The organism is Duganella sp. HH101 (genome assembly GCF_001758795.1).
Classification (GTDB): Bacteria; Pseudomonadota; Gammaproteobacteria; order Burkholderiales; family Burkholderiaceae_D; genus Rugamonas; species Rugamonas rivuli.
Genome location: NZ_LRON01000015.1, coordinates 58674 through 74672, shown reverse-complemented (window position 1 = coordinate 74672; position 15999 = coordinate 58674). Strand labels below are relative to the sequence as shown.

At 65.6% G+C, this 15999-nt stretch carries 14 protein-coding genes; all 14 read left to right on the top strand.

Annotated elements, in window-relative coordinates; translation table 11 throughout:
* Positions 1-10: 10 nt before the first annotated feature.
* Positions 11-763, top strand: a complete 753-nt coding sequence (gene uppS, locus DUGA2_RS22040; protein ID WP_008449290.1) for a polyprenyl diphosphate synthase — start codon at positions 11-13, stop codon at positions 761-763.
* Complete coding sequence (locus DUGA2_RS22035) at positions 763-1602, top strand: phosphatidate cytidylyltransferase (protein ID WP_070271613.1); 840 nt, start codon at positions 763-765, stop codon at positions 1600-1602. Before uppS ends, DUGA2_RS22035 begins: the two co-directional genes overlap by 1 nt.
* Before the next feature lie 11 nt (positions 1603-1613).
* Positions 1614-2807, top strand: coding sequence for a 1-deoxy-D-xylulose-5-phosphate reductoisomerase (gene ispC, locus DUGA2_RS22030; protein WP_070271612.1), 1194 nt, complete (start codon positions 1614-1616; stop codon positions 2805-2807).
* On the top strand, positions 2804-4186 hold the full coding sequence (gene rseP, locus DUGA2_RS22025; RefSeq protein WP_070271611.1) for an RIP metalloprotease RseP: 1383 nt from the start codon (positions 2804-2806) through the stop codon (positions 4184-4186). Before ispC ends, rseP begins: the two co-directional genes overlap by 4 nt.
* Before the next feature lie 65 nt (positions 4187-4251).
* Positions 4252-6588, top strand: a complete 2337-nt coding sequence (gene bamA / locus DUGA2_RS22020) for an outer membrane protein assembly factor BamA (protein WP_008449281.1) — start codon at positions 4252-4254, stop codon at positions 6586-6588.
* Positions 6589-6646: 58 nt separating this feature from the next.
* On the top strand, positions 6647-7171 hold the full coding sequence (locus tag DUGA2_RS22015) for an OmpH family outer membrane protein (RefSeq protein ID WP_008449280.1): 525 nt from the start codon (positions 6647-6649) through the stop codon (positions 7169-7171).
* A 24-nt stretch (positions 7172-7195) separates the two neighbouring features.
* Entirely contained in the window at positions 7196-8251 is a 1056-nt protein-coding gene (lpxD, locus tag DUGA2_RS22010) for a UDP-3-O-(3-hydroxymyristoyl)glucosamine N-acyltransferase (RefSeq protein WP_070271610.1), read from the top strand.
* A gap of 3 nt (positions 8252-8254) precedes the next feature.
* A complete protein-coding gene (gene fabZ, locus DUGA2_RS22005) occupies positions 8255-8764 on the top strand; it encodes a 3-hydroxyacyl-ACP dehydratase FabZ (RefSeq protein WP_210402589.1) in 510 nt (169 codons plus the stop codon).
* A 2-nt stretch (positions 8765-8766) separates the two neighbouring features.
* Positions 8767-9555 carry an acyl-ACP--UDP-N-acetylglucosamine O-acyltransferase gene (gene lpxA / locus DUGA2_RS22000; RefSeq protein ID WP_070271609.1) on the top strand — a complete coding sequence of 263 codons (789 nt, stop codon included), beginning with the start codon at positions 8767-8769 and terminating at the stop codon, positions 9553-9555.
* The gene (gene lpxB, locus DUGA2_RS21995) at positions 9539-10723 is read left to right on the top strand and encodes a lipid-A-disaccharide synthase (protein ID WP_070271608.1); all 1185 of its coding nucleotides are present in this window, start codon (positions 9539-9541) and stop codon (positions 10721-10723) included. The genes lpxA and lpxB overlap by 17 nt, the downstream gene beginning before the upstream one ends.
* A 30-nt stretch (positions 10724-10753) precedes the next feature.
* Complete coding sequence (rnhB, locus tag DUGA2_RS21990; RefSeq protein WP_070271607.1) at positions 10754-11395, top strand: ribonuclease HII; 642 nt, start codon at positions 10754-10756, stop codon at positions 11393-11395.
* Positions 11392-12177, top strand: a complete 786-nt coding sequence (locus DUGA2_RS21985; protein ID WP_070271606.1) for an RNA methyltransferase — start codon at positions 11392-11394, stop codon at positions 12175-12177. The genes rnhB and DUGA2_RS21985 overlap by 4 nt, the downstream gene beginning before the upstream one ends.
* 21 nt (positions 12178-12198) lie before the next feature.
* The gene (locus DUGA2_RS21980; RefSeq protein ID WP_070271605.1) at positions 12199-13404 is read left to right on the top strand and encodes an EAL domain-containing protein; all 1206 of its coding nucleotides are present in this window, start codon (positions 12199-12201) and stop codon (positions 13402-13404) included.
* A 120-nt stretch (positions 13405-13524) separates the two neighbouring features.
* On the top strand, positions 13525-15972 hold the full coding sequence (locus tag DUGA2_RS21975; protein WP_070271604.1) for a catalase: 2448 nt from the start codon (positions 13525-13527) through the stop codon (positions 15970-15972).
* Positions 15973-15999: the final 27 nt, after the last annotated feature.

Sequence of the window (15999 nt, the reverse complement as noted above, 5' to 3'; positions counted from 1 at the left end):
CAAAGTCTTCATGAAATATACGAGTTCGACTACTGAGGTTCCAGACGCGCCGGCCGTGCCGCGCCATGTCGCCATCATCATGGACGGCAACGGCCGCTGGGCCACCAAGCGCTTCCTGCCGCGCGTGGCGGGCCACGTCAAGGGCGTGGAAGCGGTGCGCACCGTGGTCGAGGCCTGCGCCCGCCGCGGCGTCGAGTACCTGACCCTGTTCGCCTTCAGCTCCGAAAACTGGCGCCGCCCGGAAGAGGAAGTGTCGCTGCTGATGCGCCTGTTCGTCACGGCGCTGGACCGCGAAGTCTCCAAACTGCACGCCAATAACATCCGCCTCAAGGTGGTCGGCGACCTCAGCCGCTTCGACGACAAGCTGCAAAGCATGATCGCCAGCGCCGAGCGCAAGACCGCCAACAATACCCGCATGACCGTGACCGTGTGCGCCAACTATGGCGGCCGCTGGGACATCATGCAGGCCGTCGGCAAGATGGTCGCCGCCCACCCGGGCGCCGGCGATTTCACCGAGGAGCAGCTGGCGCCGCACCTGGCGATGGCCTACGCGCCCGAGCCCGACCTGTTCATCCGCACCGGCGGCGAGCAGCGCATTTCCAATTTCCTGCTGTGGCAGCTCGCCTATACCGAGCTGTTCTTCACCGATACCTACTGGCCCGATTTTTCCATCGAGAGCCTCGACGAGGCCATCGCCTCCTACCAGCACCGCGAACGCCGTTTCGGCCGCACCGGCGCGCAACTCGCCGAGAAGACAAGCTGATGCTGAAAACTAGGATTATTACCGCTGTGATCTTGCTGGCGGTGTTGCTGCCGGTCCTGTTCTTCAACTACTTCCCTGCGTTTGCCGTCGTCGTCACGCTGTTTGTCGGCGCCGCGATGTGGGAGGGCGCGCGCCTGTTCGGCCTGGCCGAGATGCGCGCCCGCATGGTCGGCATCGCCGGCGCCGTGCTGTTCGCCGTGCTGCTGACGCACGCGGCCAAGCCGGGCGCGGTCAACGCGTTGTACGGCGCGGCCTGCCTGCTGTGGCTGATCCGCTATGCGCCGTCGCTGGGCCTGGGCCTGCCGCCGCTGGGCGGCGCGGCCAACTGGTCGCTGGCCATCACCTTCAGCTTCGCCGTGTTCGCCTGCTTCTTCGCCATCGTCGGCCTGTACCAGCATTCGCCGCTGTACCTGCTGTCGGTGATGGTGCTGGTGTGGATCGCCGACATCGGCGCCTACTTCTCCGGCAAGGCCTTCGGCAAGCGCAAGCTGGCGCCGTCCATCTCGCCGGGCAAATCGTGGGAGGGCGCCATCGGCGGCGGCGTCGCCGTGCTGGCCATCTCGTCGCTCTCCATCGCGCTGGCCGCCGGCTCGCCGTGGCTGCAGGACACCTTCGCCTACCAGCTGCAGGCGCGCTTCGGCTGGACGCTGGCGCTGCTGGTGCTGCTGCTGATCGTGGCCGCCTCGGTCATCGGCGACCTGTTCGAATCCCAACTCAAGCGCCGCGCCGGCATCAAGGACAGCAGCAACCTGCTGCCCGGCCACGGCGGCGTGCTTGACCGTATTGACGCCTTGATCCCGGTCCTGCCGCTGGCAGCGCTGATCGGCTCCTGGTTCTGAAAGAAATCACTATGCAACGCATCACCATCCTTGGCGCCACCGGCTCGATCGGCGTGTCCACGCTGGACGTGCTCGCCCGTCATCCGGAGCGCTACTCGGTCTACGCGCTGTCCGCCCACAACCGCATCGACGAACTGGCCGCCCAGTGCATCGCCTGCCGTCCGGCGCGCGCGGTGGTCGGCACGGCCGAAGGCGCCGGCCGCCTGGCGGCGCTGCTGCGCGCCGCCGGCGTCCACACCGAAGTGGAATATGGCGACGCCGCGCTGTGCAGCATCGCCAGCGCGCCCGAAGTCGACAGCGTGATGGCGGCCATCGTCGGCGCCGCCGGCCTGGCGCCCACCTTGGCTGCGGCCCGCGCCGGCAAGAAGATCCTGCTGGCCAACAAGGAAGCGCTGGTCATGTCCGGCCAGCTGTTCATCGACGCCGCGCACGAAGCGGGCGCGGTGCTGCTGCCTATCGACAGCGAACACAATGCGATCTTCCAGGGCATGCCGCAGTTCGGCGGCCGCGTGCCGGCGGTGCGCGACGCCAAGGCCGGCATCGCCAAGATCCTGCTGACCGCTTCCGGCGGTCCGTTCCTGACGCGCGACGTCGCCACGCTGGGCGCGGTCACGCCGGAGCAGGCCTGCAAGCATCCCAACTGGTCGATGGGCCGCAAGATCTCGGTCGATTCCGCGACCATGATGAACAAGGGCCTGGAGGTGATCGAGGCCCACTGGCTGTTCGGCGCACCGGCCGAGCAGATCGAGGTGGTGATCCATCCGCAGTCGGTGATCCATTCGATGGTGTCGTATGTCGACGGTTCGGTGCTGGCGCAGTTGGGCAATCCCGACATGCGTACGCCGATCGCGCACGCGCTGGCCTACCCGGAGCGCATCGAATCGGGCGTGGCCCAGCTGGACCTGACGCAGATCGCCACGCTGCAATTCGAACGTCCCGACTTCAACCGCTTCCCTTGCCTGGCGCTGGCCTTCGACGCGCTCAAGGCCGGCGGCACCGCGCCGGCGCTGCTGAACGCGGCCAACGAGATCGCGGTGCAAGCCTTCCTCGACCTGAAGATCGGCTTCCGCCAGATCGACCGCGTGATCGCCCATGTGATGGAGGCGCTGCCGCACGGCGCGGCCCACAGCATCGAGGCGGTGATGGCGCAGGACGCCGCCGCGCGCGTCGCCGCTGAAACCACTATCGCCGGACTGGCAAAATGAACTTCCTGCAAACCGCACTGGCCTTCATCGTCTGCCTGGGCTCCCTGATCATCTTCCATGAGCTGGGCCATTACCTGGTGGCGCGCTGGTGCGGCGTGAAGGTGCTGCGCTTCTCGGTCGGCATGGGCAAGGTGGTGTGGTCGCGCCGTTTCGGGCCGGACCAGACCGAATGGGCCGTGTCGGCGCTGCCGCTGGGCGGCTACGTCAAGATGCTCGATGCCCGCGAGGCCGATCTCGGCGACCTGCCGCCTGAAGACCTCAAGCGCGAATTCACGCGCCAGAACGTGTGGAAGCGCATCGCCATCGTGGCCGCCGGCCCGGCGGCCAACTTCCTGATCGCGATCGTGCTGTTCGCCGGCCTGTACATGCACGGCGTCGAAGAACCGACCAGCAAGATCAGCGTGCGCGCCACCGAGGTGGCCACTGCGGGCGCCGTGCCGACAGCCGCCTGGAGCGCGGGCCTGCGCAGCGGCGACGTCGTCACCGCCGTCAACGAGCAGCCGGTGGCCGTGTGGTCCGAGCTGCGCTGGAACCTGATTCAATCGGCCATCGATAAAACCGAGGCCCGCATCGCCGTCGAGCGCACGGGGCAGGGCCGCTTCACCTTCGTGCTGCCGGCCGCCGTGCTGGCGACGCTGGACCTGGAGGGCGACGTGCCCGGCAAGCTGGGCGTGGGCGTGGCCCGTCCGGCGCCGGTGGTGCAGGAAGTGGTCGCGGGCGGCCCGGCCGCGCGCGCCGGCCTGCTCAAGGGCGACCTGCTGCTGTCGGTGGACGGCACGCCGGTGGCCGACGGCATCGCCTTCATCGACATCATCCGCGCCGCCGCCGGCAAGACCGTGCAGGTGGCCGTGCGCCGCGCCGGCCAGGAGCTGGTGCTGCCCATGGTGCCGCTGGCCGAACAGGCAAAGACCGGTAAGGGAACTGTAACAGTCGGTAAGATCAGCGCTTACGTCGCGCAGCTGCCGGATATGATCAGCGTGCCATCGTCCCCGCTTGCGGCCGTCGGCAAGGCGGTGGCACGGGTATGGGATACCTGCACCATGACGGTGAAAATGATCGGCAAGATGATCACCGGCGAAGTCTCGCTGAAGAACGTCACCGGCCCGATCACCATCGCCGATTACGCCGGGCAGACCGCACGAATGGGCGCGGCCAGCTATTTGAGCTTCATTGCCTTCATCAGCATCAGTTTGGGGGTAATGAATTTGCTACCAATTCCCGTTCTAGATGGGGGGCATTTGCTGTATTATTCGCTGGAAGTTTTAACTGGGCGTTCTGTGCCGGAGCGTTTTGGTGAGATTGCGCAGCGCCTGGGCATGGGTTTGCTACTGACATTAATGCTGCTGGCGGTGTTTAACGACGTCGCGCGGCTGCTGTAGCAGGCCCGCTTTTGCATTGACCATGTTTATGAGTAGTTCGTTGATTTAGCCATTGAATAACCCCAATGAAATTATATTCTGACCGTATTACTTCATCTTCCTTTCGCCGCAGCCTGATCGGCGCCGCTGTCCTGGCGCTGTGCGCCGGCAGCGCCATGGCCATCGAGCCCTTCGTCATCAAAGATATCCGCGTCGAAGGGATCCAGCGTACGGAAGCCGGTACGGTCTTCAGCTACCTGCCGGTGCGCGTCGGCGAGACCTTCAACGACGACAAGTCCATCACCGCCATCAAGGCGCTGTATGCCACCGGTTTCTTCAAGGACGTCAAGCTGGAAGCCGACGGCGGCGTGCTGGTGGTGCTGGTCGAGGAACGTCCGGCCATCTCCAAGGTGGAGTTCACCGGCACCAAGGAATTTGAAAAAGACACGCTGGTCAAGGCGCTGAAGGACATCGGCGTCGGCGAGACCAAGATTTTCGACAAGGCGTCGGTCGACCGCGCCGAGCAAGAACTCAAGCGCCAGTACCTGTCGCACGGCCTGTACGGTGTGAAGATCGTCACCACCGTCACCCCGATCGAGCGCAACCGCGTCAACATCACCTTCGCGGTGGACGAGGGCGACGTCGCCAAGATCAAGCAGATCAGCATCGTCGGCAACAAGGTGTTCTCGGACAAGGAGCTGAGGGACCAGCTGGCGCTGAACACCGGCGGCTGGTTCAGCTGGTACACCAAGGCCGACCAGTACTCCAAGACCAAGCTGACCGGCGATATCGAGGCGCTCAAGTCCTACTACCTGAACCGCGGCTACATCGAGATGCAGATCGATTCGACCCAGGTGTCGATCACGCCGGACAAGAAGGACATCTACATCACGATCAACATCACCGAGGGCGAGAAGTACAAGGTCTCCGGCATCAAGTTCGAAGGCGAGACCTTCGGCCGCGAAGAGGAGCTGCGCTCGCTGGTGCTGTTGCGCCAGGGCGAGACCTATTCGGGCGAGCGCCTGACCGCCACCAACAAGCTGATCTCGGATCGCCTGGGCACCTTCGGCTACGCCTTCGCCAACGTCAACGCCAGCCCTGAAATCGACCAGAAGAAGCGCGAAGTCGCGTTCACCTTCTTCATCGATCCGGGCAAGCGCGCCTACGTGCGCCACATGAACATCGCCGGCAACACCACCACCCGCGACGAAGTAATCCGCCGCGAGTTCCGCCAGTTCGAATCGTCGTGGTACGACGCCAACAAGATCAAGTATTCGCGTGACCGCGTCGACCGCCTGGGCTACTTCAAGGACGTGACCATCGACACGCCTGAAGCGCAGGGCACGTCCGACCAGGTCGACGTCAACCTGACCGTGGTCGAACGCCCGACCGGTAACTTCCAGATCGGCGGCGCGTTCTCGCAGTCGGAGAAGTTCACCTTCCAGGCGGCGATCCAGCAGGCCAACTTCGCCGGTTCGGGCACCACCGTCGGCATCGAGCTCAACACCTCGAAGTACAGCCGCACGATTTCGTTCTCGCAGACCGACCCTTACTACACCGACGACGGCATCTCGCGTTCGTACGAAGTCTACCTGCGCACGCAGCAGCCGCCGGCGCTCAACATCGGCAGCTACACCATCCGCCAGCAGGGTGGCCGCATCAGCTACGGCGTGCCGTTCTCGGAAGTCGACACCGTGTTCTTCGGTATCGGCCTGGAACGCTCGAAGATCACCACCGACGCCACCTCGCCGGTGCGCTTCAAGGATTACGTGAGCAGCATCACCGGCTCCAAGGATGGCATCGGCACCGCCTCGACCAACGCCGTGCCGCTGACCGCTGCATGGGCGCGCGACAGCCGCGACTCGGCGCTGACGCCGACCGTGGGCCGCTACCAGCGCTTCAACTTCGAGCTGGACGTGGTCGGCCGCCAGAAATACTACCGCGCCGTGTATGAACACAACTGGTTCAAACCGCTGACGCCGAAGATCACGCTGGCACTGAAGGGCGAGATCGACTACGGCCATGGCCTGGGCAACAGCAGCTACCCCGTGTTCAAGAACTTCTACGGCGGCGGAATCGGTTCGGTGCGCGGCTACCTGAGCTCCTCGCTGGGCGCGGTCGACAATGTGTATGGCGACGCCCTGGGCGGCGCTTCGCGCGTGATCGGCAATGCCGAGCTGCAGCTGCCGTTCCCGGGTTCGGGCCAGGACCGCAGCCTGCGCTGGTTCGGTTTCCTCGATACCGGACAGGTCTACCAGGAAGGCCAGAAGATGCGCTATTCCGAGCTGCGCTACTCGTCGGGCCTGGGCATCAGCTGGATTTCGCCGGTCGGTCCGCTCAAGTTGAGTTATGCTAAGCCTTTGAACGCCAAGCCGGGCGACCGTCTGGAACGCTTCCAGTTCCAGATGGGTACCGGCTTCTAAGGCGTCGGACAGACATTGCGATGGCATTGAGTACTAATATTTACTTCGGAGAAACAAGTTGAAGACTGCGTCCGCTACCCTGACCAAATCTCTCGCCGTGCTTGCACTGGGCTGGTGTGCATTGGCGCCGGTGCAGGCCCAGACCTCGGCCTCGCGCATCGCCTGGCTGAGCGCTGAGCGCATCTACAACGAGTCCAAGCTGGCCAAGCTGGCCGGCGAGAAGCTGCAGGAAGAGTTCAAGAGCCGCGAGAAAGCCATGCAGGATATGGCCGGCCGCCTGAAGTCGGCGTCGGAAAAGCTGGAGAAGGACATGCCGACGCTGGCCGAGGCCGACCGCGTCAAGCGCCAGCGCGACGTGTTCGAGCTCGATAAGGAATACCAGCGCCGCCAGCGCGAGTTCCGTGAAGACCTGAGCCAGCGCACCAGCGAAGAGCGCCAGGCGATCTCGGAAAAAGCCACCAAGATCATCAAGCAGATGGCCTCGGTGGAAGGCTTCGACATCGTGTTGCAGGATGCGGTCTGGGCCAGCCCGCGCATCGACATCACCGACAAAGTGCTGGCCGCGCTGGATAAAGACAAGTAAAACACATCAAGATTGGATCACCCGATGGGCACTCGACTAGGGGAATTGGTCGAACGCCTCGGCGGGCAGTTGGTGGGGGACGCGAACCTGGTAGTGACCGGGATCGCGCCACTGACGGACGCCGGCGTTTCGCACATCAGCTTTCTCAGCAATAGCAAACTGCGCGCGCAGGCGCTGCAAAGCCAGGCGGCGGCACTGATCGTGTCGGCCGCCGATGACGCTTTCATCGCCGCCGGCTACGAAGGCGCGCGCATCGTCACCAACAACCCGTACGTGTATTTCGCCCGCGCGGCGCAGTATTTCGAATCCCTGACGGCCATCGTGCCGGCGCCCGGCGTACACGCCAGCGCGGTGGTGGCCGATGACGCCAGCGTCGCCGCCAGCGCCCACGTGGGTGCGCGCGCGGTGATCGAAAGCGGCGCCGTGATCGGCGAGCGCGCGGTGATCGGCGCCGGCTGCTACATCGGCCGCGACGCCGTCATCGGCGAGGACACGCAGTTGTTCGCCAACGTGACCTTCCAGGCGCGCTGCGTGATCGGCAAGCGGGGCATCATCCATTCGGGCGCCGTGATCGGCACCGACGGTTTCGGTTTCGCCAACGAGGGCGGCGTCTACATCAAGATTCCGCAGACCGGGCGGGTAGTGATCGGCGACGATGTGGACATCGGCGCCAACACCACCATCGACCGCGGCGCGCTGGCCGACACGATTCTGGAAGACGGCGTGAAGCTGGACAACCAGATCCAGATCGGCCACAACTGCCATATCGGCGCGCACACGGCGATGGCCGGCTGCGTCGGCGTGGCCGGCAGCGCCAAGATCGGCAAGTACTGCACCTTTGGCGGCGCCGCCATGGTGCTGGGGCACCTGACCATCGCCGACAAGGTGCACGTGGGCTCGGGCAGCATGGTGTCGCGCTCCATACTGGAGCCGGGACAGTACACGGGCTTTTATCCGCTGGCCAAGAACAGCGAGTGGGAAAAATCGGCCGCCATCGTTCGCAATCTGTCGACGATGCGCGATAAAATCCGCGCGCTGGAAAAAACAATTAAAACACTGACGAATCAAGACGAGAATTAAATCATGACCACTACCGACATCACCACCGAATCCACCTGCGTCAAGAAATGCATGGACATCCATCAGATCAAGCAGTACCTGCCGCACCGTTATCCGATGCTGCTGGTCGACCGCGTGCTGGACTGGGAGTCGGGCAAGACCATCACCGCGATCAAGAACGTCACCGTCAATGAGGAATTCTTCAACGGCCACTTCCCGCACAAGCCGGTGATGCCGGGCGTGCTGATGATCGAAGCGATGGCGCAAACCGCCGCCATCCTGTCCTTCCTGACCATGGACATCAAGCCGGACGAGAACTCGGTGGTGTACTTCGTCGGCATCGACAACGCGCGCTTCAAGCGTCCGGTGGAGCCGGGCGACCAGCTGGTGATGAAGGTCGAGATCCTGCGCGTCGCGCGCGGCATCTGGAAGTACAAGGCGGTCGGCACGGTCGACGGCCAGACCGCGGTCGAGGCGGAACTGATGTGCACCATCCGCAGCGCGACGGACGCCAGCCAGCCAGCAGGGAAGTAATCATGGCCAAGATCCACGCCACCGCCATCATCGATCCGAAGGCGCAGCTCGACGAATCCGTCGAGGTGGGGCCGTATTCGGTGATTGGTCCGAACGTCGTGATCGGCCCGCGCACCGTGGTCGGTCCGCACGTGGTCATCGAGGGCAATACGACCATCGGCAGCGACAACAAGTTCTTCCAGTTCTCGTCGATCGGCGCCGCGCCGCAGGACAAGAAGTGGAACGGCGAGCCGACCCGCCTGACCATCGGCGACCGCAACACCATCCGCGAGTTCTGCACCTTCAACACCGGCACGGTGCAGGACAAGGGCGTGACCTCGCTGGGCAACGACAACTGGATTTCGGCCTACGTCCACCTGGCGCACGACTGCCAGATCGGCAGCAACACGATCTTCTCGAACAACGCGCAGATCGCCGGCCACGTCGAAATCGGCGACTGGGTCATCATGAGCGGCTTCGCCAATGTGCACCAGTTCTGCAAGATCGGCGCGCACGCGTTTGTCGGCATGAGCACCTCGCTGACGCAGGACGTGCCGCCGTTCGTGCTGTTGAACGGTAATCCGGCCCAGGCCCACGGCGTCAATATCGAAGGCCTGAAACGCCGCGGCTTCACGCGCGAGCAGATCAACGGCATCCGCACCGCCTACAAACTGATCTACCGCTCCGGCCTGACGCTGGAAGAGGCCAAGCTCGCGCTGCAAGCGGAAGAAGAGGCGACGCCGGCAGCGGCCGAGCAAATCCGCTCGATGCGCGAATTCCTCAGCGTCGCCAGCCGTGGCATCGTCCGCTGACCTGACGCCGGCCTCCGCGCCGGCTGCGCCGTTATCACTGGCGCTGGTGGCGGGCGAACCGTCCGGCGACCTGCTGGCGGCGCGGCTGCTGTCCGGACTGCGCCCGCATCTGCCGGAGGCGCGCTTCCACGGCATCGGCGGCGAACATATGATCGCCCAGGGCTTCGAATCGCACTGGCCCATGGACAAGCTGACCGTGCGCGGCCTGCTGGCCGTGATTCCGCGCTACCGCGAAATCAAGGGCATACAAAACCAGCTGCGCGACCAGCTGCTGGCCGAACGGCCGGCGGCCTTCATCGGCGCCGACTATCCGGGCTTTAATCTCGGGCTGGAAGAGCAGCTCAAGGCGGCCGGCATTCCGACCATTCACTACATCGGGCCGCAGATCTGGGCCTGGCGCGGTGGACGCATCAAGAAAATCATCCGCGCGGTGTCGCACATGCTGGTGGTATTTCCGTTTGAAGAGGAAATCTACCGCCAGGCCGGCGTGCCGGTCAGCTATGTCGGCCATCCGCTGGCGGAGCTGATCCCGATGGCGCCGGACGAGGCGGGCGCGCGGCGCGCGCTGGGCCTGGCGGAGGACGCCAACGTGGTGGCCATCATGCCGGGCAGCCGCATGTCCGAGCTCAAATACAACACGGCGGCCTTCGTCGGCGCGGCGCGGCTGCTGTTGCAGCGCGACCGCTCGCTGCGTTTCGTCGCGCCGATGGCCGGCGAACGGCAGCGCCAGTACTTCCTCGAACTGGTGGCGCAGGCCGGCCTGCAGGACGTCGAGATACAGCTGCTGGACGGCCAGTCGCATACGGCCATCGCCGCGGCGGACGCGGTGCTGGTGGCGTCGGGCACGGCGTCGCTGGAGGTGGCGCTGTTCAAGAAGCCGATGGTGATCGCCTATCGCATGATGGAGCTGGAATGGCAAATCCTGCGCCACTTCGGCTACCAGCCATGGATAGGTTTGCCGAACATCCTGTCGCGCGAGTTCGTGGTGCCGGAGCTGCTGCAAAACGCCGCCAATCCGCAGGCGCTGGCGGACGCGATGTGGAAGCAGCTGAGCGACGCGCCGCACCGCCTGCGGCTGGCCGAGCGCTTCACCGACATGCATCACAGCCTGCTGCGCAACAGCGCGGTGGAGAGCGCGGCCGCCGTGCTCAAGGTCATCAAAGCTTAACCGTATCAACGAGTATCATCGAGAATCAACGTGAATAATCAAAACCCCGGCCTGTTCGACTTCCTGCCCGACTCGCCCGATGAAATCATCTGCGGCGTCGACGAGGCGGGCCGTGGTCCGCTGGCCGGCCCGGTGTACGCCGCGGCCGTGATCCTGGACGTCTCGCGTCCCATCGAAGGCCTGCGCGATTCCAAGAAGCTGACCGAAGCCAAACGCGATCTGCTGGCGCCGCTGATCAAGGCCAACGCGCTGGCCTGGGCCATCGCCGAGGCGTCGGAAGAGGAAATCGACAAGCTCAATATCCTGCAAGCGTCGATGCTGGCGATGCGGCGCGCGGTGGAGGCGCTGAGCACCGTGCCGACGCTGGCCCTGATCGACGGCAACCGCTGCCCGGTGATGAAGATCCAGAGCATCGCGGTGGTCGGCGGCGACGACAAGGTCGACGCCATTTCGGCCGCCTCCATCCTGGCCAAGACCGCGCGCGATGCCGCGCTGGTGACGCTGCACGCGCAGTATCCGCAGTACTGCTTCGACCAGCACAAGGGTTACGGCACCGCGCTGCACCTGGAGCGCCTGCGCGAGCACGGCGCATCGCCGGTGCACCGCCGTTCGTTCGCGCCGGTGCGCAAGGTACTGGAAGAATTCGCGCTGCGCGCAGGGAGGGCCGCATGAAGACCATCACCTCGCGCGACAACGCGCAGTACAAGGAGCTGGTCAAGCTGGCCGGCAGTTCGCAGGCGCGCCGCAAGTCCGGCCGCACGCTGCTCGACGGCGTGCACCTGTGCCAGGCCTTCCTGCAATTGCGCGGCCTGCCGGAGCAGTGCGTGGTCAGCGAATCGGCGCTGCACAATCCGGAAGTGATGGACATCGTCGGCCAGCTGGAGGCGAAGCATGCGCACGTGCTGGGATTGCCGGATGCGCTGTACAACGCCGTCAGCCAGGTGGAGCATGGCGTCGGCGTGATGTTTTTGATCGACACGCCGGAGCGCGCCGTGACCGAGCCGCTGGCCGTGTCGGCGGTGCTGCTCGATAACGTGCAGGATCCCGGCAACGTCGGCTCCATCCTGCGCAGCGCGGCGGCGGCCGGCATCACCCAGGTGTATTGCAGCGCCGGTTCGGCGTTCTGCTGGTCGCCCAAGGTGCTGCGCGCGGCCATGGGCGCGCACTTCGTGCTGGAGATCTTCGAGAACGTCGACCTGGCGGCGCTGGTGGCCGCGTCCAGGGTGACGTCGCTCGCCACCAGCGGCTACGCCACCCAGCGCCTGTACGACGTCGACCTGCGCCAGCCGGTGGCGTGGCTGTTCGGGCACGAAGGGCAGGGCGTGGCGGACGATCTGCTGTCGATGGCAACCCATCAGGTGGTGATCCCGCACCTGGGCCAGGTGGAGTCGCTCAACGTGGCCGCCTGCGCGGCAGTATGCTTTTTCGAGCAAGTAAGGCAGAATCAGACATAACCGCAGCTTTTGGAGCCGTACATGGATATCGCGCAGTTGCACTTTCTGGTGGCCGAAGGGGATCAGGTACAACGGCATGCGCTGGCCGATATCCTGGTGCACCTGGGCGTGGGCCGCATCACGCAGGCGCCCGACGGCCATACCGCACTGCGCCATTTCAGCGCCGGCATCACGCCCAAGGTCGATATCGCCATCATCGACCTGGCCCTGCCGGGCATGGATGCGCTGGAGCTGATACGCCGCCTGGCCGAGGCCAAGTCGCGCGTCGGCGTGCTGGTGGTGGGGGCGCAGTCCAACGCCGTGTTGTTTTCGGTGGAGACCATGGCGGCCGCCTACGGCATCAATATGCTGGGCGCGATCGGCAAGCCGGTGATCGGCAGCCGGCTGGAAGCGCTGATCGCCAACTACCTGGAGCCGGAGCAGGCGCATACCGCTTCGTCGCGTGCGCAGGTGCCGCCGATCTCGTTCGCCGAGGTGGGGCAGGGCTTGCAGATGCGCGAGTTCGATCCCTTCTTCCAGCCCAAGATCGAGCTGGAGACGGGGCAGGTCAAGGGACTGGAGATGTTCGCCCGCTGGCGCCATCCGCTGTATGGCGTGCTTGGGCCGGCGTCGTTCATGCAGGTGCTGGAGGATAACCGCCGCATCGATTTCCTCGACTGGAGCATGATCGAAAAGTCGGTGGCGGCCTGCCGCACGCTGCACGACCAGGGCATACCGATTTCGTTTTCCATCAACGTCGACCAGGGCACGCTGGCGCATCCGCAGTTCATGGAGCAGATCGCGGCCTGCCTGGAGCGGCATCGCATCATGCCCGACTACATCACCTTCGAGATGACCGAGTCGGCGGTGCTGACCACCGATCCGCATTTCCTTGAGCGCTTGCTGCGCCTGCGCATGAAGGGCTTCGGCCTGGCCATCGACGACTACGGCACGGGGCGCAGCAACCTGCAGCTGCTGGCGCGCATTCCGTTCTCCGAATTGAAGATCGACCGCAGCTTTGTCGACGGCGCTTCCAAAAAGCAGGCCATCGGCACGGTGCTGCGCTCCTGCCTGGGCCTGGCGCGCAGCCTGGACCGGCGCTCGGTGGCGGTCGGGGTCGAGACCAAGCAGGATTGGGATTTCCTGCAGGGACTGGGTTGCACCTATGCGCAGGGCTATTACATCGCCAAGCCGATGCCGGTCGAGGAGTTCCCGGCCTGGCTGGCTGATTGGCAACATTTCTTCTAAGCGCAGCGGGCGCGGCCCGCTGCGTTCGGTTTGCGCGCCGTCAAATACCTCAGGCCGTTAGAAAAGCACACTGAATCTCCGCCTCCCGCCCGGGCAGGCGATCCATTCACGAGGTGCGACATGGCTAATCCCAAAGACAACGGCGGCGCGGTGGACGGCGCCGGTTCCATTTTGAGCACGGTGGCCGGTCCGGCCGAGCCGCCGCATCCGGAGCGGCTGGGCCCTCCGAACCCGATCGCCGATCAGCTGCTGGAAAAAGTCATCACCGGCGAGCAGCTCGCCGCCGACATGCCTTTCAACGAGACCAAGCCGCTGGAATACGGCGAAGCCGCCTTCACGCCGCACGCGGGCGAGACGCGCACGCCGGCCGGCGAGCTCGCCACCGCCGGCACCAGTACCGAAACGGTGGCCTCGCCCAAGGTTGGCGACGGCCAGCCTGACCTCGGCGACAACCCGCTCGACGGCCCGCTGGACCGGGTGCGGGTGGACGACAGCGGCCGCGAACTGACCACCAACCAGGGCGTCAAGGTGGCCGACAACCAGGACAGCCTGAAGATAGGCCTGCGCGGGCCGACGGCGATGGAAGACTTCATCCTGCGCGAAAAAATCACCCACTTCGATCACGAGCGCATCCCCGAGCGCGTGGTGCACGCGCGCGGCTCGGCGGCGCACGGCTACTTCGAAAGCTACGCCGACCACAGCGCCATCACGCGCGCCTCGCTGCTGGGCGAGGCCGGCAAGCGCACGCCGGTGTTTGTGCGCTTCTCGACGGTGGCCGGCGAACGCGGCTCGGCCGATACGGTACGCGATGTGCGCGGCTTCGCGGTCAAGTTCTACACGGACCAGGGCAACTGGGATTTGGTCGGCAATAACATCCCCGTGTTCTTCATCCAGGATGCGATGAAGTTCCCGGACCTGATCCACGCGGTCAAGCCGGAGCCGCACAACGGCATGCCGCAGGCGGCCAGCGCGCACGACACCTTCTGGGACTTCGCCTCGCTCAGCCCCGAGATCACGCACATGCTGATGTGGCACACCTCGGACCGCGCGATCCCGCGCAGCTACCGCATGATGCAGGGCTTCGGCGTGCACACCTTCCGGCTGGTGAACGCGCAGGGCGCCTCGCTGTTCTGCAAATTCCACTGGACGCCGATGGCCGGCACGCACTCGCTGGTGTGGGACGAGGCGGCCCGCCTGGCCGGCGCCGATCCCGACTACCATCGGCGCGATTTGTGGGAGGCCATCGAGGCCGGCCAGTTCCCCGAGTGGGAGCTGGGCGTGCAGACCTTCAGCGCCGAGCAGGCGGCGCAGTTCCCCTTCGACGTCCTCGATCCGACCAAGCTGGTGCCGGAGGAGATGGTGCCGGTACGGCCGCTGGGCAAGCTGGTGTTGGACCGCAATCCCGACAACTTCTTCGCCGAGACCGAGCAGGTGGCCTTCTGCGCCGCGCACGTGGTGCCGGGCATCGACTTCAGCGACGACCCGCTGCTGCAAGGGCGGATTCACTCGTACATCGATACGCAGATCTCGCGCCTGGGCGGCGCCAACTTCCACGAGATCCCGATCAACACGCCGCTGGCGCAGATCCACAACAACCAGCGCGACGGCATGCACCGGCAGTCGCTCAACCGGGGGCGGGTCAGCTACGAGCCCAATTCGCTGGCGGGCGGCTGTCCGTTCCAGGCCGGGGCGGCGGGCTACACCAGCTTCCCCGAGCCGCTGACGGCGGCCAAGGTGCGCGGCAAGCCGGAACTGTTCGCCGACCACTACTCGCAGGCGCGCTTGTTCTGGAATAGCCAGACGGCGGTGGAGCAGAACCACATCATCGCCGCCTTCCGCTTCGAACTGACGCGGGTGCAGACGCCGGCCATCCGCCGCCGCGTGCTGGCCGGCCTGGTCAACGTCGCGCAGAAGCTGGCACAGGGCGTGGCCGATGGCCTGGGCATGGAGGTGCCGCCGCCGCTGCCGCTGGCGACCGATCTGCCGATCCATCGCTATCCGCCGTCGCCGGCGTTGTCGCTGCTCAGCCGTCCCGGCACCACGGGCATCAAGACCTTGCGGGTGGCGCTGCTGGTGGCGCCGGGCGTCGATGCCGGGCAGGTGCGGGAGTTGTACGCGGCGTTGCTGGACGGCGGCGCTGTGCCGCGCCTGGTCGGCGAGCGGGTCGGCCCGCTGCCGGGCTCGGACCTGGACGTGGAGATCAGTTTCGAGACCGGGCCGTCGATGGTGTGGGATGGCGCCATCGTGCCCGATCGCGCCGACGCCTACACGCTGGCGGACGACGCGCCGCAGAGCACCACGCCTGACGGCACGCTGCTCAACCGGGAAGTGGCGGCGGTGGAGTTCCTGCGGCTGCAATACCGGCACGACAAGCCGCTGCTGGCGCTGGGGAACGGCGCGCAGCTGGTGTACGCGGCCGGTCTGCCGCTGGCGCTGCCGGATGGGGAGACCGATCCAGGCCTGATCATCGCGGAGCGTGGCGGCAGCGGCGCCGCGCTGGAACGGTTCGAGGGCGCGTTGGTCCAGCGACGCATCTACGCCCGCGAAACCGATCCGCCACGCGTCTGACGTCATTCCCGCCTGTGCGGGAACGAC

Coding starts and splice junctions, on each gene's coding strand:
- bamA (WP_008449281.1), top strand. CDS start 4,252: ATGAAATTATATTCTGACCGTATTACTTCATCTTCCTTTCGCCGCAGC.
- rseP (WP_070271611.1), top strand. CDS start 2,804: ATGAACTTCCTGCAAACCGCACTGGCCTTCATCGTCTGCCTGGGCTCC.
- fabZ (WP_210402589.1), top strand. CDS start 8,255: ATGACCACTACCGACATCACCACCGAATCCACCTGCGTCAAGAAATGC.
- lpxA (WP_070271609.1), top strand. CDS start 8,767: ATGGCCAAGATCCACGCCACCGCCATCATCGATCCGAAGGCGCAGCTC.
- lpxD (WP_070271610.1), top strand. CDS start 7,196: ATGGGCACTCGACTAGGGGAATTGGTCGAACGCCTCGGCGGGCAGTTG.
- DUGA2_RS21980 (WP_070271605.1), top strand. CDS start 12,199: ATGGATATCGCGCAGTTGCACTTTCTGGTGGCCGAAGGGGATCAGGTA.
- DUGA2_RS21975 (WP_070271604.1), top strand. CDS start 13,525: ATGGCTAATCCCAAAGACAACGGCGGCGCGGTGGACGGCGCCGGTTCC.
- DUGA2_RS21985 (WP_070271606.1), top strand. CDS start 11,392: ATGAAGACCATCACCTCGCGCGACAACGCGCAGTACAAGGAGCTGGTC.
- ispC (WP_070271612.1), top strand. CDS start 1,614: ATGCAACGCATCACCATCCTTGGCGCCACCGGCTCGATCGGCGTGTCC.
- DUGA2_RS22035 (WP_070271613.1), top strand. CDS start 763: ATGCTGAAAACTAGGATTATTACCGCTGTGATCTTGCTGGCGGTGTTG.
- uppS (WP_008449290.1), top strand. CDS start 11: ATGAAATATACGAGTTCGACTACTGAGGTTCCAGACGCGCCGGCCGTG.